The organism is Streptomyces sp. NPDC003284, from assembly GCF_053589675.1.
This window is the reverse complement of sequence record NZ_JBSFSI010000014.1, coordinates 215,325-236,015: the sequence shown is the minus strand read 5'-3', so window position 1 is coordinate 236,015 and position 20,691 is coordinate 215,325. Positions and strand designations below refer to the sequence as shown.

21 protein-coding genes are annotated in these 20,691 nt (G+C 74.5%); 10 read left to right on the top strand and 11 right to left on the bottom strand.

What is annotated here, in order from left to right:
- On the bottom strand, nucleotides 1-926 hold a 926-nt coding region (locus ACWDYF_RS27035), incomplete at its 3' end, for a maltotransferase domain-containing protein (RefSeq protein WP_451584305.1).
- 126 nt (nucleotides 927-1,052) lie between these two features.
- Nucleotides 1,053-1,430 (bottom strand): DUF5133 domain-containing protein, encoded by a 378-nt coding sequence (locus ACWDYF_RS27030; RefSeq protein WP_389471991.1) that lies wholly within the window; start codon nucleotides 1,428-1,430, stop codon nucleotides 1,053-1,055.
- Nucleotides 1,431-1,771: 341 nt separating this feature from the next.
- Between ACWDYF_RS27030 and ACWDYF_RS27025 the strand changes: the two genes are divergently transcribed.
- Together ACWDYF_RS27025 and glgX are read left to right on the top strand one after the other, a co-directional pair.
- Nucleotides 1,772-2,284 carry a hypothetical protein gene (locus tag ACWDYF_RS27025; protein WP_064531171.1) on the top strand — a complete coding sequence of 171 codons (513 nt, stop codon included), beginning with the start codon at nucleotides 1,772-1,774 and terminating at the stop codon, nucleotides 2,282-2,284.
- Nucleotides 2,281-4,434 (top strand): glycogen debranching protein GlgX, encoded by a 2,154-nt coding sequence (glgX, locus tag ACWDYF_RS27020; RefSeq protein WP_389471994.1) that lies wholly within the window; start codon nucleotides 2,281-2,283, stop codon nucleotides 4,432-4,434. The genes ACWDYF_RS27025 and glgX overlap by 4 nt, the downstream gene beginning before the upstream one ends.
- Before the next feature lie 61 nt (nucleotides 4,435-4,495).
- On the opposite strand, the gene ACWDYF_RS27015 is transcribed toward glgX, so the two are convergent.
- Complete coding sequence (locus ACWDYF_RS27015) at nucleotides 4,496-5,299, bottom strand: VOC family protein (protein ID WP_018566431.1); 804 nt, start codon at nucleotides 5,297-5,299, stop codon at nucleotides 4,496-4,498.
- Between the two features lie 129 nt (nucleotides 5,300-5,428).
- Nucleotides 5,429-6,220 (bottom strand): RNA polymerase sigma factor SigF, encoded by a 792-nt coding sequence (locus ACWDYF_RS27010; RefSeq protein WP_018566432.1) that lies wholly within the window; start codon nucleotides 6,218-6,220, stop codon nucleotides 5,429-5,431.
- Nucleotides 6,221-6,656: 436 nt separating this feature from the next.
- Here ACWDYF_RS27010 and ACWDYF_RS27005 point away from each other — a divergent pair, with 436 nt between their 5' ends.
- The 4 genes from ACWDYF_RS27005 to ACWDYF_RS26990 all read left to right on the top strand — a co-directional run bounded on the left by ACWDYF_RS27005 (nucleotide 6,657) and on the right by ACWDYF_RS26990 (nucleotide 9,577).
- Nucleotides 6,657-7,118 carry a MarR family winged helix-turn-helix transcriptional regulator gene (locus ACWDYF_RS27005; protein WP_381744656.1) on the top strand — a complete coding sequence of 154 codons (462 nt, stop codon included), beginning with the start codon at nucleotides 6,657-6,659 and terminating at the stop codon, nucleotides 7,116-7,118.
- Nucleotides 7,115-7,969, top strand: coding sequence for an ABC transporter ATP-binding protein (locus ACWDYF_RS27000; RefSeq protein ID WP_389471999.1), 855 nt, complete (start codon nucleotides 7,115-7,117; stop codon nucleotides 7,967-7,969). Before ACWDYF_RS27005 ends, ACWDYF_RS27000 begins: the two co-directional genes overlap by 4 nt.
- Nucleotides 7,929-8,789: an ABC transporter permease gene (locus ACWDYF_RS26995; RefSeq protein WP_389472001.1), complete on the top strand. Its 861-nt coding sequence runs from the start codon at nucleotides 7,929-7,931 to the stop codon at nucleotides 8,787-8,789. The genes ACWDYF_RS27000 and ACWDYF_RS26995 overlap by 41 nt, the downstream gene beginning before the upstream one ends.
- Nucleotides 8,790-9,046: 257 nt before the next feature.
- A complete protein-coding gene (locus ACWDYF_RS26990) occupies nucleotides 9,047-9,577 on the top strand; it encodes a hypothetical protein (protein ID WP_381744658.1) in 531 nt (176 codons plus the stop codon).
- 34 nt (nucleotides 9,578-9,611) lie between these two features.
- On the opposite strand, the gene hemC is transcribed toward ACWDYF_RS26990, so the two are convergent.
- Entirely contained in the window at nucleotides 9,612-10,547 is a 936-nt protein-coding gene (gene hemC / locus ACWDYF_RS26985; protein ID WP_389472005.1) for a hydroxymethylbilane synthase, read from the bottom strand.
- A 55-nt stretch (nucleotides 10,548-10,602) separates the two neighbouring features.
- The gene (locus tag ACWDYF_RS26980) at nucleotides 10,603-11,586 is read right to left on the bottom strand and encodes an ATP-dependent DNA ligase (protein WP_449341795.1); all 984 of its coding nucleotides are present in this window, start codon (nucleotides 11,584-11,586) and stop codon (nucleotides 10,603-10,605) included.
- 150 nt (nucleotides 11,587-11,736) lie between these two features.
- On the opposite strand from ACWDYF_RS26980, the gene ACWDYF_RS26975 reads away from it, so the two are divergent.
- Together ACWDYF_RS26975 and ACWDYF_RS26970 are read left to right on the top strand one after the other, a co-directional pair.
- A complete protein-coding gene (locus tag ACWDYF_RS26975; RefSeq protein ID WP_381744660.1) occupies nucleotides 11,737-12,117 on the top strand; it encodes a DoxX family protein in 381 nt (126 codons plus the stop codon).
- Complete coding sequence (locus ACWDYF_RS26970; protein WP_389472010.1) at nucleotides 12,114-12,587, top strand: peroxiredoxin; 474 nt, start codon at nucleotides 12,114-12,116, stop codon at nucleotides 12,585-12,587. Before ACWDYF_RS26975 ends, ACWDYF_RS26970 begins: the two co-directional genes overlap by 4 nt.
- Nucleotides 12,588-12,632: 45 nt before the next feature.
- On the opposite strand, the gene ACWDYF_RS26965 is transcribed toward ACWDYF_RS26970, so the two are convergent.
- Nucleotides 12,633-13,247, bottom strand: a complete 615-nt coding sequence (locus tag ACWDYF_RS26965; protein WP_389472012.1) for a DNA polymerase ligase N-terminal domain-containing protein — start codon at nucleotides 13,245-13,247, stop codon at nucleotides 12,633-12,635.
- 114 nt (nucleotides 13,248-13,361) lie between these two features.
- Nucleotides 13,362-14,192 (bottom strand): aldo/keto reductase, encoded by an 831-nt coding sequence (locus tag ACWDYF_RS26960; RefSeq protein ID WP_389472014.1) that lies wholly within the window; start codon nucleotides 14,190-14,192, stop codon nucleotides 13,362-13,364.
- 156 nt (nucleotides 14,193-14,348) lie between these two features.
- Between ACWDYF_RS26960 and ACWDYF_RS26955 the strand changes: the two genes are divergently transcribed.
- The gene (locus ACWDYF_RS26955; RefSeq protein WP_389472016.1) at nucleotides 14,349-15,320 is read left to right on the top strand and encodes a TauD/TfdA dioxygenase family protein; all 972 of its coding nucleotides are present in this window, start codon (nucleotides 14,349-14,351) and stop codon (nucleotides 15,318-15,320) included.
- Between the two features lie 12 nt (nucleotides 15,321-15,332).
- Here the strand turns inward: ACWDYF_RS26955 and ACWDYF_RS26950 are convergent, their stop codons facing one another.
- The 3 genes from ACWDYF_RS26950 to ACWDYF_RS26940 all read right to left on the bottom strand — a co-directional run bounded on the left by ACWDYF_RS26950 (nucleotide 15,333) and on the right by ACWDYF_RS26940 (nucleotide 18,454).
- Nucleotides 15,333-16,844, bottom strand: a complete 1,512-nt coding sequence (locus ACWDYF_RS26950; protein WP_389472019.1) for a metallophosphoesterase family protein — start codon at nucleotides 16,842-16,844, stop codon at nucleotides 15,333-15,335.
- Nucleotides 16,845-16,948: 104 nt separating this feature from the next.
- The gene (locus ACWDYF_RS26945; protein WP_389472022.1) at nucleotides 16,949-17,710 is read right to left on the bottom strand and encodes a dienelactone hydrolase family protein; all 762 of its coding nucleotides are present in this window, start codon (nucleotides 17,708-17,710) and stop codon (nucleotides 16,949-16,951) included.
- A 123-nt stretch (nucleotides 17,711-17,833) separates the two neighbouring features.
- Complete coding sequence (locus tag ACWDYF_RS26940; RefSeq protein ID WP_018566446.1) at nucleotides 17,834-18,454, bottom strand: L-threonylcarbamoyladenylate synthase; 621 nt, start codon at nucleotides 18,452-18,454, stop codon at nucleotides 17,834-17,836.
- A 429-nt stretch (nucleotides 18,455-18,883) separates the two neighbouring features.
- Here ACWDYF_RS26940 and ACWDYF_RS26935 point away from each other — a divergent pair, with 429 nt between their 5' ends.
- Nucleotides 18,884-20,422 (top strand): helix-turn-helix domain-containing protein, encoded by a 1,539-nt coding sequence (locus tag ACWDYF_RS26935; RefSeq protein ID WP_389472025.1) that lies wholly within the window; start codon nucleotides 18,884-18,886, stop codon nucleotides 20,420-20,422.
- The last annotated feature ends 269 nt before the right edge of the window (nucleotides 20,423-20,691 follow it).

Here is a 20,691-nt window from a genome sequence, read left to right as displayed (position 1 = left end):
TCGAGGCCGAGTTCGCGGGCGCGGGCGGTGAAGTGGTCGAAGTCGTCGAGGGTGCCCAGGCGGGGGTGGACGGTGTCGTGGCCGCCTTCGGGTGAGCCGATGGCCCAGGGGACGCCGACGTCGTCGGGCCGGGCGGTGAGGGTGTTGTCGGGGCCTTTGCGGTGGGTGGTGCCGATGGGGTGGATGGGGGGGAGGTAGACGACGTCGAAGCCCATGGCGGCGATGGCGGGCAGGCGGCGTTCGGCGGTGCGCAGGGTGCCGTGGGGCTGGTCGGGGGTGCCTTCGGAGCGGGGGAAGAACTCGTACCAGGCGCTGTAGAGGGCGCGTTCGCGTTCGACCTGGAGCGGGAGGGGTGCGGAGGCGGTGACCAGGTCGCGCAGGGGACGGCGGGCCAGGACCGCGTCCACCTCCGGCGTCAACGCCGCCGACAGCCGGGTCATCACGGGCAGGGAGTCGTCGTCCATCACCCGGACGGCGGCAAGCAGCGTGTCCCGTTCCGGCCCCTCGGGCACCCCTTCGGCCGCCCTGGCGTGCAGTTCCGCGCCCTCCTCCAGCACCAGCCCCGCGTCGATCCCGGCCGGGACCTTGATCTGGGCGTGCCGCCGCCAGGTGGTGACGGGGTCGGCCCATGCCTCGACGTGGTAGGTCCAGCGGCCGGTCGCGGTCGGGGTGACCTCGGCGCCCCAGCGGTCGGTGCCCGGGGCCAGCTCGCGCATCGGCGTCCACGGCCCCGGCCGGCCCGCCGGGTCGCACAGCACCACGTTCGCCGCGACCGCGTCGTGCCCCTCGCCGAACACGGTGGCGGTGACCTGGAACGTCTCGCCCACCACCGCCTTGGCCGGGCGCCTGCCGCTCTCCACGGCCGGGCGCACATCCCGTACGGGGATGCGGCCGACGGCCGGTGCATGACTCGGAGTCGTCCTCATGGGTGTCACCTCCACCGTGCTTGAGGCCGGGCTCACGCCCGGCCGGGAACCAGGTACTGCTCGGTACGTCGTGCGGCGGTGCCGCCGTCCGGGACCGCTGCCCGGGACGGCGGACGGCCGCGTTCCCTACGCCCCTGCCGGGGAGCGCCGGTCCGCCGCGGGCCGGGGCTCCTGAGGCGCCCTGCGCTCCGCCGCCGACCACCGCTCCTCCGCCGGGCCGCGGTCCGTCGCCGCGCCGCGGCCCCGGCGCGCCAGGGCACCCACGTGCGGCCGGGCGGCGCCCTGTTCCCGCAGATAGGTGCCCGGGTTGGTGCGCAGGTACCGCTCCGCGGCGTCCGCCGCCTCTCGCGCGCAGCGCTTGCCCATCAGCACGCACAGCGTGTAGCCCGAATCCTCGAAGGTGGCCCGGACCCTGCGGTCGTCGGGCGCCGCGAGCATCGCGCGTTCCCACACCCGGTGGCGCCGCAGATGCCGGGCGACTTCGGCTTTGGCGGGTAGCAGCATGGCGCTGATCACCTTTCGGGAGCGCTCGATGGGCACGTTTCCCCGACGGTCGGGGCGGCGACCGCGCACGCGAAGGCACGCGGTCCCGTTCACGGCGCTCGAGACTTTCACTCATGGTGCACGTTCAACGACACAGCGTCCTGTTGGATCTTCAACCAGGTCACCCGCCCGGTCCCACGGTCCCGGCGGCCCGCGCCGTCCGCTCGTGTTGCACGAATGGCGTAGCGCCCGCACTGTGGTTCTGACTCAGAGGCAACAAACGCTCACGCTTCGTGCTCGGGGGTCCGGCCCGCAAGGGCGGGACAGGGAGCGCGGGCCCCGCCGGTGAGGAGCCAAGGACGATGAAGACCGCAGTGCCCTGCTACTACCACCTCGACGTGGAAGTCAGCCCGGAACGGGTCGGACAGGTCAGGCGCATCCTGGCCGCCCACCTCCGGCTCTGGGATCTGGAGGACCTCGTCGAACCCGTGTGCGGCGGCGCCGAGATGCTGCTGAACGCCATCGACGAGCACGCCCGGGACAAGCACACCTCCATCGAGATGTGGTGGACCGGCCAGCACCTCATCACCGCGGTCGGGGAGAATAACCACGACCTGCGCCCCGACCAGGACCTGCGCACCTGTCTGGCGCGTATCGCGGCGACCAGCGACGGCTGGGGCTGCTGCGCCGCCGAGACCGGGAGCAAGGTCATCTGGTTCTCGCAGCGGGCCCGCGCCGGGGTGCGTGTCCCGCTGGTCGCCAAGGCACCGGCCCCGACCCTGCGCGAGGGCCTGAAGCCGCCCCGCGAGCTGGCCGTTGCCGCGCTCGCCTCCGCGCTGACCGGCCCCGAGGCCGTCCTGGAGGGGGCCCGGTGACCCGGCGCACCAGCCGCGCAAAGGGGGTGCCCGTGCCCGTGTGGAGCGGGTACCCCTACCCGCTGGGTGCCGCGTACGACGGCGAGGGCACCAACTTCGCCCTGTTCAGCGAGGTCGCCGACCAGGTCGACCTGGTCCTCGTGGACGACGCGGGCACCCACCGGCCGGTGCCGCTGACCGAGGCCGACGGCTTCGTCTGGCACGGCTATCTGCCGGGCGTCGGCCCCGGCCAGCGCTACGGCTACCGGGTGCACGGCCCCTGGCACCCGGCGGCCGGCCACCGCTGCAACCCGAAGAAGCTGCTGCTGGACCCGTACGCCAGGGCGGTGGACGGGCGGATGGACGACCACCCCTCGCTCTACGAGCGGGCCCCGCACGGACCCGACCCGGCCGACAGCGCCGGGCACACCCTGCTCGGTGTGGTCACCGACCCGGCCTTCGACTGGGGCGGCGACCGGCCGCCCCGGCGGGCCTACGCCGACACGGTGATCTACGAGGCCCATGTGCGCGGCCTGACCCGCACCCACCCCGACGTCCCGCCCGAGCTGCGCGGCACCTACGCCGGTCTCGCGCACCCCGCCGTCGTCGAGCACCTGACCTCGCTGGGCGTGACGGCCGTGGAGCTGATGCCGGTGCACCAGTTCGTGCACGACGGGGTGCTCCAGGGCCGGGGCCTGTCCAACTACTGGGGCTACAACACGATCGGCTTCTTCGCCCCGCACCACGAATACGCCGCCCACGGCACCCGCGGCGGGCAGGTCGCCGAGTTCAAGTCGATGGTCAAGGCGCTGCACGAGGCCGGCCTCGAAGTGATCCTCGACGTGGTCTACAACCACACCGCCGAGGGCAACGAGAACGGCCCGACACTGTCCTTCCGCGGCATCGACAACGCCTCGTACTACCGCCTGGTCGACGGCGACTTCGCGCACTACTACGACACCACGGGCACCGGCAACAGCCTGCTGATGCGCCACCCCTACGTGCTCCAGCTGATCATGGACTCGCTGCGCTACTGGGTCACCGAGATGCATGTGGACGGCTTCCGCTTCGACCTGGCGGCCACCCTGGCCCGGCAGTTCCACGAGGTGGACCGGCTCTCCGCGTTCTTCGACCTGATCCAGCAGGACCCGGTGATCAGCCGGGTGAAGCTGATCGCCGAACCGTGGGACGTGGGCGAGGGCGGCTACCAGGTGGGCAACTTCCCGCCGCTGTGGTCGGAGTGGAACGGCCTGTACCGGGACGCCGTACGGGACTTCTGGCGCGGCGAGGAACACACGCTGGGCGACTTCGCCTCCCGGCTGACCGGCTCCTCCGACCTGTACGCCCACAACCGGCGCCGCCCCCGCGCCAGCGTCAACTTCGTGACCGCGCACGACGGTTTCACCCTGCGCGACCTGGTGTCGTACAACGACAAGCACAACGACGCCAACGGCGAGGACAACCGCGACGGCGAGAACTCCAACCGGTCCTGGAACTGCGGGGCCGAGGGCGACAGCCGCGACCCGGCGGTGCGCGAGCTGCGCGCCCGCCAGCAGCGCAACTTCATCGCCACCCTGCTGCTCTCCCAGGGCATCCCCATGCTGTGCCACGGCGACGAACTGGGCCGTACCCAGGGCGGCAACAACAACGCCTACTGCCAGGACAACGAGGTCTCCTGGATCGACTGGCGGCTCACCCGTGAGCAGCGGGACCTCGCGGACTTCACCCGGCACGTCATCGGACTGCGCACCGCCCACCCGGTGCTGCGCCGCCGCCGCTTCTTCCAGGGCGAGACGGCCACCCGCGACGACCAGCCGCTGCCCGACCTGGTGTGGATGCTGCCGGACGGCCGCGAGATGGCCGAGGAGGACTGGCAGCGCTCGGACGCGCACTCCGTCATGGTCTTCCTCAACGGCGACGCCATCGCCGAGCCCGACCCGCAGGGCCGGCCCGTGGTCGACGACTCGTTCCTGCTGCTGCTCAACGGCTACTGGGAACCGGTCGACTTCCGGCTGCCCGGCCCCGCCCACGGCGAGCGCTGGACCACGGTCGTCGACACCGCCGAGCCGCAGGGCCCCCCGGACGAGGCCGAGCACAAGCCCGGCGGCGACCTGCGCGTCGAGTCCCGGAGCCTGGTCCTGCTCACCCGGCCCCCGCGCACGGCCCGCTGACGCCGCACGCCCGCCGCCCCGCCCCGGACACACGAAGGGGCGGGGCGGCGGGCGTGCCCGCTCAGGCCTCCCTGCGGGAGGTCACCGTGAACTGCGCCCCGTCCGGATCGCGCAGCACGGCCTCCTGGGCGCCCTCGCGCAGCACACTGCCGCCGTGGCTCTCCGCCGTCCTGGCGCAGGCGGCCACGTCCGCCACCCGGAAGTGGATCTGCCAGTGCGGCCGGATGGTGGGATCGGGGGCCGCCTCCAGCGCGCCCGACTCGATCCGTGCCACCACCTCGCCGTGGCTGCGCAGGACCACCTCGTCGCCCTCGTAGCGGACCTCGCAGCAGCCGGGCCGCTCCGTCGCCCAGTCCAGGACCTCGCCGTAGAAGATGGCCGCGTCGAACGCGTCACGGGTGTGCAGCCGGATGTAGGCCGGAGCGGCCTTGCGCCAGGTCTCCCAGTCGGTGAACAGCTCGCCCTCCCAGATCCCGAAGGTCGCGCCGTCCCGGTCCGCCAGCAGCGCCGCCCGGCCGGGCGGCAGCGAGATCGGGCCGACCGCCGAGGTGCCGCCGCGCTCCTGCACCCGCGAGACCGCCCGGTCGGCGCTCGGCACCGCGAAGTACGGGGTCCAGGCCACGGCCATCTGCCACATGGACGCCACCGCGGCGATCCCGGCGACCGGGGCGCCGTCGGCGAGCGCGATGCGGAAGCGGTCGCCGAGCCTGGCCGAACGCCACTCCCAGCCCAGCAGGGCCGAGTAGAACTCCTCCGTGGCCTCCAGGTCCCGGCTGGTCAGGCTGACCCAGCAGGGCGCGCCGCACACCGTGTGCGTGGAGACGACGCCGGTCGTGGGTCCGGCGGGTGTCGTGTCGTGGTTCATGGCACGTCCTGGTCTCGTCGGCCGGTGGCCACCGGTCTCACACCAGTGTCCGACCGGAACCCCCGAGGGCGCCTGCCGAGTACCCCCCGCATGCCGCCGAAACGGCACCCGGACGGGCGTCGGCGGGCGTCAGCCGGCCTCGGCGAGCAGTTCCTCGCGCAACTGGGCGAAGCACCCGCTGAGCAGCCGCGAGACATGCATCTGCGAGATGCCGAGCTGCTGGGCGATCCGGCTCTGCGTCATGCCCCGGAAGAACCGCAGATAGAGGATCATGCGCTCACGCTCGGGCAGCGCCTGGAGACAGGGCCGTACGGCCACCCGGTCCACCACCAGGTCGTAGCGCGCGTCGGCCTCGCCCAGGCCGTCGCCGAGCGCGTACCCGTCGGTGCCGGGCACCTCCGCCTCCAGCGACAGCGCGGCGAAGCAGTCCAGGGCCTCCATGCCGGTGCGTACGTCCTCGACGCTCAGGTCGGTGTACTCGGCGATCTCCGCGACGGTGGGGGAGCGGCCCGGCGTCGTCTGGGCCAGTTCCTTGGCCGCGCGCCGCACCCGGTTGCGCAGGTCCTGGACCCGGCGCGGCACGTGCAGCGTCCACATGTGGTCGCGGAAGTGCCGCTTGATCTCACCGGTGACGGTCGGCACGGCATACGCCTCGAACGCGTAGCCGCGCGCCGGATCGTAGTGGTCGACGGCCTTGACCAGGCCGAGCGCCGCCACCTGGTACAGATCCTCCAGTGCCTCGCCGCGGCCCCGGAAGCGGACCGCGATCCGCTCGGCCATCGGCAGCCACACCTGGACCAGCTCGTCGCGCAGCGCCTTGCGCTCCGCTCCCGCGGGCAGTCCCGCGAGCCGCTCGAAGGCCGCCGCCGTGTCGGGGGCGTCGTCGTGCGGGTGGGACGTCGTTCTGCCGGTGGTACGCATACGCTGCGCCTCCCTCAGCAGGTGCTGGATGGACGGACACCACGGGAGGCGCGGGGCAGATCCTGCCCGGATCGCATCGGGGCCCGGCGCGCCGGCTCCCACGGGCGTGCCTCCGGTCCGAAGCACTGAATTGCGGATTCCCGAAGCCGGAGATCCCGAAACAATTCAGCGAATGCGGTGACGGTATGCGTCCGCCCGGTCGCGAAATGATTTCATTCGGGGTCCGGCGGATTGTCCCGCCGATTGTCCCGCCGATTGTACGGGTCTTCCCCGGAATTGCATTCCCGGGAAAATGGCGTGCATTTCGATGTGCGCCCTTTCCTGCGCCGCCGGAGCGGCGGTCCGCGGGGGCCGCGCCGGGTCCTTGGCCGAGTCTTGGTCCGCCTTGGTCCGCCCTTGGCGGTACTTACCTCTGCTACAGAGGTAACGTCGAAGCATGGAAGCGGAACCGGAGATCCAGGCCGAGGAGCTGGCCGACGCCCTGGTCGGGGTGCAGCGGCTCGTCCGGCGCCGGCTGCGCGCCGGACTGACCGTGACCCGGCTGCGCGGCGCCGAGGTCGAACTGCTGCGCCTGGTCGAGACCCGCCCCGGCATCGGCGTCTCGGAGGCGGCCAAGGAACTGCATCTGGCGGGCAACTCCGTCTCCACCCTGGTCAACCAGCTCGTCCGGGACGGCCAGCTGGTCCGGGAGACGGACCCCGCCGACCGCCGGGCCGCCCGGCTGCTGCTGACCGAGGCCGCCGGGGCGCGGCTGCGGGACTGGCGCGCCCGCCGCGCCGCCCTGGTCCGCGACCAGCTCGACCGGCTGCCCGAGGCCGACCGGGAGGCGCTGCGCGCCGCGCTCCCCGCCCTGCGCCGGCTGGCCGAGAACCTGCGCGAGGAGGGCGACCGCCCATGACCAGCGACGCCGCCGCACCCGACGCCGTCACCTGCACCCGGCTCACCTACTCCTTCGGCGGCACCACCGCCGTCGACGGCCTGGACCTGGCCGTGCGGACGGGCGAGGTGTTCGGCCTGCTCGGACCCAACGGCGCCGGCAAGACCACCGCCATCCGCTGCGTCACCACCCTGCTGCCGGTCCCCGCCGGGATGGTCCGCGTCTTCGGCCACGACCCGGCCGGCGACCGGATGGCCGTACGGCGGCTGCTGGGCTACGTCCCCCAGCAGCTGTCCGCCGACGCCGCCCTCACCGGCCGGGAGAACGTCACCCTGTTCGCCCGCGTCTTCGACGTGCCGCGCCGCGAACGCTCCGCCCGCGTCACCCAGGCACTGACCGCCGTCGACCTCACGGACGCCGCCGACCGGCTGGCCAAGACCTACTCCGGCGGCATGATCCGCCGTCTCGAACTGGCCCAGGCCCTGGTCAGCGCCCCCCGCCTGCTGATCCTCGACGAGCCGACGATCGGTCTCGACCCGATCGCCCGCACCGGGGTGTGGGAGCACATCAACGCCGTGCGCGCCGCCACCGGCATGACCGTCCTGGTGACCACGCACTACATGGACGAGGCCGACCAGTACTGCGACCGGGTCGCCCTGATGCACCGCGGCCGGATCCGCGCCCTGGGCACCCCCGGCGAGCTGCGCCGGGGCCTGGGCGAACGGCGCCGCGCCGAGGGCGGACCCGCCGCGGACGCGCCGCCCACGCTGGAGGACGTCTTCCGCGAGGTGGCCGGCAGCGGCCTCGACGACAGTTCAGGAGATTTCCGCGATGTCCGAAGCACCCGTCGCACCGCCCACCGGGTCGGCTGACCCCGCCTTCGCGGACGGCATCGGCCTGCTGGTGCGGCCCCCCAAGCCCCGCGCGGGCTGGCGGCTGCTGCCCGCCCGGGTCGCCGCCATGTGCGCGGTCGAACTCCAGAAGCTGCGCCACGACCGCACCGAGCTGTACACCCGCGCCGTCCAGCCCGCCCTGTGGCTGCTGATCTTCGGCCAGACCTTCACCCGGATCCACGCGATCCCCACCGGCGGCCTGCCCTACCTGGACTTCATGGCACCGGGCATCATCGCCCAGTCCGCGATGTTCATCGCCATCTTCTACGGCATCCAGATCATCTGGGAGCGCGACGCGGGCGTCCTCAACAAGCTGCTGGTCACCCCCACCCCGCGCTCGGCGCTGGTCACCGGAAAGGCGTTCGCGGCCGGGGTGAAGTCGCTGATCCAGGCCGTCGTGGTCATCGTGCTGGCCGCGCTGCTCGGCGTGGCGCTGACCTGGAACCCGCTCCGGCTGCTCGGGGTCGCCACGGCCGTGGTCCTCGGCTCGGCGTTCTTCTCCTGCCTGTCCATGACCATCGCCGGGATCGTGCTCAGCCGCGACCGGCTGATGGGCATCGGACAGGCCATCACCATGCCGCTCTTCTTCGCCTCCAACGCCCTGTACCCGGTGGCCGTGATGCCCGGGTGGCTCCAGGTGGTCAGCAGGGTCAACCCGCTCAGCTACCAGGTCGACGCCCTGCGCGGACTGCTGCTGGGCACCCCCGCGCACCTGGGCCTCGACTTCGCCGTGCTCGTCCTGGCCGCCGCCGCGGGCATCACCGCGGCCTCCGCGCTGCTCGGCCGGCTGGCCCGGTGACCGCCGCGGCGGGGTGACGGCCCGTCGTCGGCGGCGCGGGGAATCCGTCACCGGCGCGCCGCGTGCCGCCCCCGCCGGACGTGATGTGCGGCACGCCCGCGGCCGGGAAAATGATCACCTGCCGGGGGATTCCGCCAGCGCACGGCTTGATCACGGGTCAATGCCGCGGAATTACCCGGCCGCCGCGCATTCCGCGCATTTGACAGTGCGCTCGGCCCACAGATAGGAAACAGCTCTTGGAAGTCGAGAGGTGCGCTGTGTACGAGCCGAACGTGGTCGGGGACTGGCAGGAGTACGACGAGTACGCCGGCCTGCGCGTTCGCGTCCACCGACTGGAACGGGCCGAGCCGCCCCGCGGCCGGGACGACGCCGCCGAGGGACTGGCGTACTTCCGCGTGCGGGCCACCGTCGAGAACCGCGGCACCCGGCACTTCGGCGTCCACCTGGAGGACGGCCAGATCGACGTGCGGATCGGCCCCGACGGCGAGAGCGCGTTCGTGGACTGGCGCAACTCCCAGTTCATCGAGGGCTACGACGTCCACCCGCTGCGCCGGGCCACCGCTGTGCTGTACGCGGCGGGCCCGGAGGACGCCCTGCACCAGGTCGACGTCCAGGTGCAGCTGCGCGTGGACGAGGAGTGGACCGACCGCCGCCTGTGGAGCGGCGGCGTCGGCGTGCACGAGGCGCCCGTCGGCACCGGCGCGCCCAGCCCCGGCGGGCCCGGCGGCCTCGCCCACCAGATCAGCGTCTTCCTGCGCGACCAGGCGGAGCCCGGCGCCACCGGCTGACCCGTCCCGCGACGGCGCGGGCCGGGCTCGTACGTCAGTGCGGGATGCCGTCGATGATCTCGCGGGCGCCCTGCCGCAGCAGCGCCACCGCGACCGATGTGCCCAGGGTGGCCGCGTCCAGCCGGCCCGCCCACTCGTGCGCGTTCAGCCGGGTCTTGCCGTCCGGGGTGAACACACAGGCCCGCAGGGAGAGTTCCCCGCCGCCGTCGACGTGCGCGTACCCGGCGATCGGGCTGTTGCAGTGCCCCTGGAGCACATGCAGGAGCATGCGCTCCGCGCTCGCCGCCCGATGGGTGTCGCCGTCGCCGAGCCCGCTGACGGCCTCGATCAGCTCGTCGTCGCCCTCGCGGCACTGGAGGGCGAGGACGCCCGCGCCGACCGGCGGCATCATCGCGTCCACGGACAGCACCTCGCTGATCACGTCCTGCCGCCCGATGCGCTCCAGACCGGACGCGGCCAGCAGCAGCGCGTCCGCCTCACCGGCGGCCAGCTTCTCCAGCCGCCGGTTGGCGTTGCCGCGGAACGGCACACAGACCAGCTGCGGACGGGTCGCGGCCAGCTGGGCGATCCGGCGCACCGCCGAGGTGCCGACCCGGGTGCCGGGCGGCAGCTCGTCCAGGGTGAGCCCGCCGGGGTGGACCAGGGCGTCGCGGACGTCGTCCCGCTTCAGGAACGCGGCGAACGTGGTGCCCGCGGGCAGCGGCCGGTCCGCGGGCACGTCCTTCAGGCAGTGCACCGCGAGATCCGCCTCGCCGGCCAGCAGCGCCGCGTCCACCTCCTTGGTGAACGCCCCCTTGCCCTCGACCTTCGACAGCTCCCCGAGCCACTTGTCGCCGGTGGTCTTCACCGGCACCACCTCGGTGCGCACACCGGGGTGCAGGGCGGCCAACTCGGCGCGGACACGCTCCACCTGAGCGAGCGCCATGGGCGAGTCGCGGGAGACGATACGGATCAGTTCGGGCGCGGACATGCGGGACACGATAGACCTTCGGCCGGGCCCGCACGGCGCGGACCCGGCCCGGCTCTCACGGCCGCGTGTCGTCCGGCAGGTCGGCCGCCGCGTCCTCGGGGGACAGGTCGGGGCGCAGCCGCAGCCAGGACGGCTGGCGCAGCATGCCCGCCCGGGTGCGGACGCTGTAGCGGACCTCGCCGACCAGCCGGGGCAGCACCCAGTGCGCCCCGCGGACCGGGGGCACCGGGTCGAAGGGGCACACATCGGTGGCCAGGCCCGCGAGCAGCCCGGCCAGCTCCGCCCGCCCGGCCTCGCTCCAGCCGGTGCCCACCCGGCCGACCCAGCGCAGCCGCCCCCCGGCGCGCTGCCCCACCAGCACCGCGCCCGGCAGCCCCGTCAGCCGCCCCTTGCCGGGCAGCCAGCCGCCCACCAGCACGTCCTCGCCGCGCATGTTGCGGATCTTGATCCAGGCCCGGGAGCGCACCCCGGGCTCGTACACCGAGTCCAGCCGCTTGCAGACCAGCCCCTCCAGACCGTGCTCCCGGGTGGCGGCCAGGGCGCGGGCCCCGTGGCCGACCACGGCGGCGGGCGTGGACCAGTACGGGCCGTGCAGCCCGAGCGCCTCCAGCCGCTCCCGGCGCCGCGCGTAGGGCAGCGCGAGCAGCGGCCGCCCCTCCAGGTGCAGGACGTCGAAGAGCACCAGGTGGACGGGGACGCGTGCGGCACGGCGCGCGGCCAGCGCGGGCGCGTGGGCCAGCCCCATCCGCCCCTGGAGCAGCTGGAAGCTGGCCCGGCCCCGCTCGTCCAGGGCCAGCACCTCGCCGTCCAGCACCGCCGGGACGGAGCCCAGCGCGCGGCCCAGCGGCGCCAGCTCGGGGTAGGCGGCCGTGATGTCCTCGCCCGAGCGGGCCCGCAGCAGCAGACCGCCGTCGCCCGGCAGATAGGCCACCGTGCGCTGCCCGTCCTGCTTGGTCTCGTACGCCCAGTGCGCGTCCTGGGCGGCGGACGGCAGGGCGCCGGGGGTGGCGAGCATGGGCGCGATCAGCGGCAGGGTCACGGCTGAGATGTCGACGGACGGGCCGTGCGCCACTCCGGGCGCCCGGCGCTTTCCCCTGATCGGGCGCCTCTCCCCAGCCGTACTTACTCTCCAGTAGGATCGCGCCGCGGAGCCGCCTCGGGTCCGCCGCCGGTCGTCGGAGGAGGAACCGTGCCCCGGTCCGAACGCTCACCCCTGCTGCTCGCCGCTCTGCTGGCCACCGCGGGGACCGCCCATTTCGCCTCGCCCCGTCAGTTCGACGCCATCGTCCCGCGTGCCCTGCCCGGCGCCCCGCGCACCTGGACCTACGCCAGCGCCGTCGCCGAGTTCGCGCTGGCCGCCGGACTGGCCGCGCCCCGCACCCGCAAGGCCGCCGCGCTGGCCACCGCCGCGTTCTTCGTCGGGGTCTTCCCGGCCAATGTGCGGATGGCGGCGGACTGGCGCGACCGGCCCGCCCGGCAGAAGGCGGCGGCCTACGGGCGGCTGCCCCTCCAGGTCCCGCTGGTGCTGTGGGCGCGCAGCGTCGCCAAGGGCGCGGGGCGCGCCGCGTGAGCGGGCCGGGCACGCCGCGCCCCGGCGACACCGTCGAGGACTTCGCGCTGCCGGACGAGAGCGGGACCACGCGGACCCTGTCCGGACTGCTCGCCGAGGGCCCGGTGGTGCTGTTCTTCTACCCGGCCGCCCTCACCCCCGCCTGCACGGCACAGGCCTGCCACTTCCGGGACCTGGCGGCCGAGTTCGCCGCCGTCGGGGCGCGTCCCGTCGGCATCAGCGGCGATCCGGTGGAGCGCCAGCGGGAGTTCACCGGACGGCACGCCCTCGGCATGCCTCTGCTGTCCGACGCGGACGGCGCCGTGCGCGAGCGGTTCGGTGTGCGGCGCGCCCTGGCCCTGGCACCGACCAGACGGGCCACCTTCGTCATCGGCCGGGACCGCTGCGTCCTGGAGGTGGTCCGCAGCGAACTGCGCATGCGCACCCACGCCGACCGGGCCCTGGCCGCCCTGCGCGCCCGCCGCGCCTGACGCCCGGACCGGGGACGGCACCGGGCGCGGGGCCGCGGGCCGTCCTCACTCCGCGCCGCCGTCCGCGGCGACCTGGGCCAGGGTGCGGCCGGTGCGCACCGAGCGGGCCCGGCGCGGGTCGGGGGTGCCGTGCGCCGCCGCCCGGCCCTCGTCCTTCTTCACCAACAGCCAGGCGTCCTCGTCGTCGCCCCGGGCGGTGCCCCGGAACCGGGTCAGGGCGTACGCGCCGTGCAGCTTCGCGCCGTACAGCCGGAACGTGGCGTGCCCGTGCTCCAGCGACTCGGCGAAGCCGACCGGACGCCCCCGGCGGTCGTGGCTCAGCGGCTCGTAGGTGCCCCGGTCCCAGACGATCACCGTGCCGCCGCCGTACTGGCCCCGGGGGATGACGCCCTCGAAGTCCTCGTACTCCAGCGGATGGTCCTCCGTGGGCACCGCGAGCCGCTTGTCGTGCGGGTCGTCGGAGGGGCCCTTCGGCACCGACCAGGACCTGAGCACGTCGCCCACCTGGAGCCGGAAGTCGAAGTGCATCCGGCGGGCGTCGTGGATCTGCACCACGAAGCGGGGAGCGGGCCCGGAGCCCGCCCGGCCGCCCGAGGGCTCCCGGGTCCGCCCGAAGTCACGCCTGCCGCGGTACTCCCCGAGCCGTCCGTCCCTGCTCACGGGGCCTCCTCGCACCGGTGTGCCGGGTCCGCGCACCCGGCCGCCGGATCCGCCAGGACCGGGTACCCCCGGCGCGCCGGCCGACCCGCGCGCCGGGGGCACTCCTCGCGCGCCTCAGAACTCCTCGTGCGTCTCCGGGGCCCCGCCCAGGCGCCGCGGCCTGTCGTGGGTGAGCGCGTCCAGCTGGTCCTGGTCCAGGGCGAACCCGAAGACGTCCAGGTTCTCCCGCTGCCGCCCCGGGTCCGACGACTTCGGCAGGGGCACCGCGCCGAGCTGGATGTGCCAGCGCAGCACGGCCTGGGCGGGCGTCACCCCGAGCTCCCGCGCCACCGCGACCACCGACGGGTCCTCCAGCACGGCGGGACCGCGGCCCAGCGGGCTCCAGCTCTCGGTGCGGATGCCCTTGGCGGCGTGGAACTCCCGCAGTTCCGGCTGCGGGAAGAGCGGATGCAGCTCGATCTGGTTGACGGACGGCAGCACGCCCGTCTCCCGCTCCAGCCGCTCGATGTGCTCCCGGGTGAAGTTGGAGACGCCCACCGAGCCCACCAGGCCCTCGTCACGGAGCTTGAGCATGGCCCTCCACGACTCCACGTACCGGTCGACGCGGGGGAGCGGCCAGTGGATCAGATACAGGTCGACGCGGTCCACGCCGAGGCGCCGCCGGGACTCCTCGAAGGAGGCGAGCGTCTCCTCGTAGCCGTGGTGGCGGCCGGGGAGCTTGGTCGTCAGCACGACCTCCTCGCGCGGCACACCGCTGCGCGCGAGCGCCCGGCCCACGCCGGTCTCGTTGTCGTAGTTGACCGCCGTGTCGACGAGCCGGTAACCGAGGCGCAGGCCCTCGGCCACCGCCCGCTCCGCCTCGGCGTCGTCCATCGGCCAGGTGCCGAGGCCGACGGCGGGCAGCCGGGTGCCGTCGTCGAGCGAATAGGTGGGGATGCCGGTCATGTGGGGGAACCTTCCCGTCGACGGTCGGAGGGCGGCCGGGGCCGCGGAGCCGGTACCGGCACCCGCCGGGCGCGCGCGGCACACGGCACTGTCGCCACCGTCCGCAAAGCCTGCCACGATCTCCCTGGTACGTGACGGACGACCAGCGGAGCGCGCATGACGACGCACACGGACACGGCGGACGGCACCACGGCGGGCGGCCTGGAGGTGAGGCCCGTCGCCGGACACATCGGGGCGGAGATCACCGGGGTGGACCTGGCCGCCGGCCTCGACGAGGCGGCGGTCGCGGCGATCCGCGCGGCGGTCCTGCGCTGGAAGGTGGTGTTCTTCCGCGGGCAGCGCCTCGACCACGCCGGACATGTCGCCTTCGCGCGCCGCTTCGGCGAGCCGGTGGTGCTGCGGCGGCGCGGCGGCGCCTCGCCGCCGGACGTCCCCGAGGTGGAGACCACCGCCGACCGGCTGGAGCTGGGCGGCCGGTTCGGCATGGACCACGACGAGTGGCTGCGGCGGCGCCGGCACTCGCTGCTGCGCGGCTGGCACTGCGACCACGGCGCCCGGATCGACCCTCCGGCCGCGACGATCCTGCGCGCCGAGAGCGTCCCCCCGTACGGCGGCGACACCACCTGGTCCAACCTGGCCGCCGCCTACGCCGGACTCTCGGCGCCGGTCCGGGCCTTCGCCGACACGCTGCGCGCCGAGCACCGGCTCGGCGTCGGCTACCAGCCGCGCCCCGGCGACGACGCGTACGTCCGCCATCTGCTGGAGCGCCAGATCGCCACGGTGCACCCGCTGGTGCGCGTCCACCCGGAGACGGGCGAGCGGGTGCTCTTCGTCAACGGCTACTACGTCGAGCAGATCGAGGACGTCTCCCGCGCGGAGAGCCAGGCCCTGCTGGAGATGCTGCTGGAGCAGGCCGTACGCCCCGAGTACACGGTCCGCTTCCGCTGGGAGCCGGGCAGCGTGGCCTTCTGGGACAACCGCGCCACCGTCCACCTGGCGCCCGCCGACAACACGCACCTCGGCGTCCCGCGGATCATGCACCGGGTGATGCTGCACGGCGAGGTGCCGGTCGGCGTGGACGGGCGGCCCTCCGAGCCGGTCACCGGCAGCGAGCCGGGCCGCTGGTGAGCGCGGGCCCGCTCACGCGGGCGGGCGCAGCGGGATCGTCACCTCGTCCTCGACCGGCGGGTCCGTCTCCTGGGCGAGGTTCCCGGTCGCCGCGAAACAGCGCAGCCGCACCGCCTCGGGCGTGACGTCCAGCCGCAGGAACGACTTGAAGAACGGCGGGCTGTAGGTGACCGAGCCCGGCGAGAACACCTGCGTGTACAGGGTGCGCACCGGCAGCCGGAAGCGTCCCCGGCGGCCGGGGCGGCGGCCCGCGCCCAGCAGGCTCGCCACCAGCCGCACACGCCGGGTGACCCTGACCGGGCCGCCCGGCGCGCGCACCGGCGGCGTGCCCAGCCGCTCGGCGACCACCGCCATGGCCTCCGCCTCGGTCAGCGTGAAGAAACGGCGCAGCCGCAGCCGGCGGGCGTAGACACCGCTGTAGAACGCCAGCGAGTCGCCGCGCAGCGGATAGCAGCGGAAGTCGGACTCGGTGACGTTCGCGACCGAGACCCGGCCGATGGTGTGCGTGGCGTGCATGAACGCCCCGCCGCCACCGGAGACCACGTACTGCACCGTGCGGCCGTCCACGTCCACCGGGTAGCGCTGGTAGTTGTGGATGTCGCCGCCGATCGCCGCCACATAGTGGTGGGCGGGGTCGCGGACGATGTCGTCGACGGTGCCACCGCCCTCGATCGGGCAGGGGTGGTGCTCACCGTCCACGTACAGCGGCGAGCCGGTCAGGAGGATCTTCGGGCGGGGGCCGCGCGACACCTCGCGCAGCCAGGCGCCCTGTTCCGCGTCGATCGTGCCGAGCAGGCCCGTGTCGATGCCGACGATCCGCACCGGCCCGGCGTCGATCGCCCAGTACGGGCCCGGCTGGACGGCCTGCTGGCCCGGGGCGGAACGCAACGTCCGTGCCTCGGCCAGGCGTTGCTCGTCGGCCGGGCGCGGGCGGTGCCACAGCAGCTCCCGCCACCAGGCGCGGCCCAGCGCGCGCGGCCGGGGCTCGGGCGGCAGCGGCGGGGCGTCGTCGCAGAAGACGCGCATGAAGCCGCCGAGGTCCTCGTACCAGTCGTGGTTGCCGGGTATCGCGTAGACCGGCGCCGGATAGTCGCGGTACGGGCGGAAGAACTTCGTGCCGTAGTCGTCGGTGCTGCCCACGGGGTAGATCACATCGCTGGTGATCACGGCGAACGACGTGTCCCGGGAGACCTTCAGGAAGCCCGGCACGACGGCGTACTGGGAGTCGCCGCCCTCGCCGGGGTCCCCGAGGACCATGAAGGAGAAGCGGTCCGCCTCGGTGCGCCGGATCACCTTGTCGGCGGGCGCCCCGGCCGCCGCCCGCTGCGCCACCCACCGGGACCGGGTCCGCCCGGTGGGGTCCCCGAACCAGCCCGCGGCCACGCCGTTGCGCGCGGCCCACAGCGTCCGGGGGCTGAGCCAGGACAGTTTCTCGACCCGGTCCGGCATCAGCCGGGCGTAGGTGCCGCGTTCGGCGTCGTTCCAGCCGGCGCCTTCGACGGTATCGCGTGAGGAGTCAGACACGCGGTGCACCGTAACAACGCGCGGACGGCGCACGGCAGGCGGGGCGGGGGTGCGGTCGCCGCCAACTCACCTCCCGTGCGCGGGAGCTGAGGCGGCGTCCGCTCTCAGAAGGTGCGCTCCAGCAGACCGAGCAGCGCCGCCCAGTGCCGTTCGTCCGCTTTCGCGTCGTAGGCGTCGGTGTCGGCCTGGGTGTAGCCGTGCCCGGCGCCCGGATAGACCTCGCAGCGGTGCCGGACACCCGCCGCGGTCAGCGCCTCCTCCAGCCGCTCGATCTGCTCGGGCGGCAGCGAGGGGTCCTCGTCCGCGTGACCGAAGTACAGCTCCGCCGTGACGCCGGGGGCGGCCAGGTGCGGGCTGTCCGGGGCGTCGGTGGCCAGTCCGCCGCCGTGGAAACCGGCCGCCGCCGCCACCCGGTCCGGGTACGCGCCCGCGGTCAGCAGGGCCAGCCGGGCGCCCATGCAGTAGCCGGTCACCGCCACCGGGCCGTCCGCGACCAGCGGGTCCTCGGCCATCCGGCGCAGATAGGCGCCCGCGTCGCGGCGTGACATACCGGGCGTCAGGGACCGCATGACCGGAACGATCCGGGCGAAGATCTCCGGCCGCTCGGCCAGATCGATGAAGTCGGGCAACTCCACCACCGGAGCGGGCCCGTGCCGGTAGAACACATGGGGCACCAGCACCGTGTACCCGGCACCGGACCCGGCGATCCGGTCGGCCATGGCCCGCACCTGCGGGCGCGGGCCGAACGCGTCCGTGTAGAACAGGACGCCCGGCCGGGGCAGTCCGTCCCCGGGGTGGGCGAGATACGCGTCCGCCGTGCCGTCCTCGGTGGGGATGTCGACGGCCTGTCCCTGTACGGCGCTCATGGGGCGCTGCCTTCCTGCGCGGTCGTCGCCGGAGAGGTCCCCGCCGACGGTGGTGGGGCGCCCCGGGCCGCAGCCGGCGGCCGGGGACGGGTGGATCAAGGTCATCGTGCCACGCGCCGCACCTCACTCGAAGCGCGACGTGTCGCCCGCCCCGCGGCGCACGATCTCGGCCTCCCCGCCGGAGAAGTCGACCACGGTGGTCGGCTCGGTGCCGCAGTCGCCCGAGTCGAGGACCGCGTCCAGCACATGGTCGAGCCGGTCCTTGATCTCCCAGCCCTGCGTCATCGGCTCCTCCTCGTCCGGCAGCAGCAGGGTGCTCGACAGCAGCGGCTCACCCAGCTCCGTCAGCAGGGCCTGGGCGACCACATGGTCCGGGATGCGCACCCCGACGGTCTTCTTCTTCGGGTGCTGGAGCATCCGCGGCACCTCCCGCGTCGCCGGGAGGATGAAGGTGTAACGGCCGGGCGTGGCCGCCTTGATCGCGCGGAACACGTCGTTGTCGATCCGCACGAACTGCCCCAGCTGCGCGAAGTCCTGGCACACCAGAGTGAAGTGGTGCCGGTCGTCCAGGCGGCGGATCGTCCGGATCCGGTCGACGCCGTCGCGGCTGCCCAGCCGGCAGCCCAGGGCGTAGCAGGAGTCGGTCGGATACGCGATCAACGCGCCTTCGCGCAGGCCGTCGGCGACCTGCCGGATGGCGCGGGGCTGGGGGTTGTCCGGGTGCACGTCGAAGTACTTCGCCATCCGCCGAGCTTATGCCGTGCGCGGGGCCCGTGCCCCGCGGGCACCCGCCGCGCCCGGTCCGGCGCGCCGGATCCGCCGGGCACGCGGCGCCGGGCCCGGATCAGCCACGCCGCGGACCCGCCGGATCCATCGAACCCGCCGAACCCGCCGACCCGCCGAATCCGCCGCACACGGAGGGGCGTACCCCGCGGAATCCGGGGAAGCAGAGGCGTACGGCGCCCGGGAGCCCTCCCCCCGGCCTCGGGCCCGCGGCTCCGCCGACCGCTCACCACCCCCCCTGTGAGCCGTCGGCGGAGCCGCCCCTCCCACCGCACCCGTCCGTGTGGCCCGCGGGCCGTCACCAGGACGGCAGAGGCCGCCGCTGGTAACGTCCCGGACCGAGAACGCCGAGGTCAGTGCGGTGTACCGGAGCGGGAGGAGAGGGCCGACATGGCCGGCCGACAGGACGGAGACGCACCGGGTCACAGTGCGGACGACGGGCACGCGGCCTGGGCCGAGGAACTCCTCGACCAACTGCGCCCCGCGGGACGCGACCCGCGCCGGGTGGTGGCCTGGCTGGCCGGCGCCGCCCACGGGACGGCCTGCCTCCTGGACGGCACGGGCACCCTCCTCGCCGGAGCGGCGCTGCCCCTGGCCGACGACGTGACAGCGGACCTCCTCGCCGGCCGGTTCGCCTCGGCGGCGCTCCAGGACGAGACCCGGCACGTCCGCGCGGTGCGCGTGGGGCATCCGCAGGCGCCCGCCGCCGGGGTGCTCGCCGTCTCCCGCGCCACCCCCTTCGACCGGCGCACCGCCGACATGCTCACCCGCGCCGCCGCCGTGGTCGAACTGCTGCTGCGGGCCGAGGACACCACCGAGACCGGACGCCGCCTCGAACAGGCGGCGTCCGCGCTGCGGCTGGCGATCCTGCAACTGCTGATGGTCGAGGACATCGTCTCCGCCCGCCGGGTCGCCGCGGGCCTGTGGCCCGGCCTGCTCGACACCGACACCGCGCACGTCTACGTCCTGGAGGCGCACCCCGACGAGAGGGAACGGCTGACCGCCGAATGCCTGGACGCCGCCGACGGCCAGGCCCTGGTCGTGCGCTGCCCGGCCGTGGACGGCCACGTCATCGTCATCGCCCCCGCCGAGACCACCGGGCGGGCGCTGCGCTCCCTGGTCGGCGCCCGCCCGCGCACCTTCCTCGGCGGCAGCATCCGGCACAGCCTCGCCCGGACCGCCACGGCCTACGGGCAGGCCGTCAGCGCCCTCGCGCTGGCCCGGTTCCGCCCGGACGGCACGGCCGTGTACGCCGAGCGCACCCACCCCGAGCGCCTGATGGACGCCGAGGCGCTGCGGGCCTGGGCGGGACGGCTGCTGCGCCCGCTGGACACGCTGCCCCACCACACCCGCGCCGAACTCGTCGCCACCACCCGGCTCGGCCTGGAGTTCACCGCGGTCAGCGCCGCCCGCATCCTCGGGGTGAGCCGCAACACCGTCCGGGCCCGCGTGGAACGCGTCGAGGCACTGCTCGGCGCGGACTTCTCTCTGCTGACCGTCCGCGCCGCCACGCACCTCGCGCTGAACACCCAGGCGGGCGTCGCGCCCGAACCGGCCCGCGCCCCCGCGGCGCGCTCCCGGCAGGTCGGCCTGGACGAGCTGCTGGCCGGCCCGGCGCTGCGCACCTGGGCGCACGAACTCCTCGGGCGGCTGGCCGCCGACACCCGGGACCTGCGCGGCACCCTGCGCGCCTGGACCGCGGCGGGCGGCAACGCCGAGCGCGCCGCCCAACTGCTCGGCGTGCACGCGCAGACCGTGCGCGAACACGTACGCGGTGTCGAACCGGTCCTCGAACGCCAGCTCCTCGCCGTCGGCAGCGATCTCTACGAGGTCGTCCTGGCCCAGCTGGCGGCGGGCGACCTGGAACCGCCCGTACTGGAACCCCTCGTACCGGAAACCACCCCGTCCGGCGGGGCCGAGGGAACCTGACCGCGCACCGTGACGGGCCCCAACAGGGGCATTACGGACTCACCTGTGCACGGGTGAGTCCTCCGGCTGCCCGAAAGGGCACCGACGCGGTTTTGACGCGCGTAAGCGAGACGTAAGTTCGAGACGCCGCGGGGGTTTCCGCGGGGCCGCGTGCGCAGGCGGGACCGGAACGGGGGACCGGTCCGGCCGCCACGCGGCGCGGGCCCCGTACCCCGCGGCCCCACCCTGAACCACCCCGCGCGGACGCCGGGTCGACGCACACCACGGGC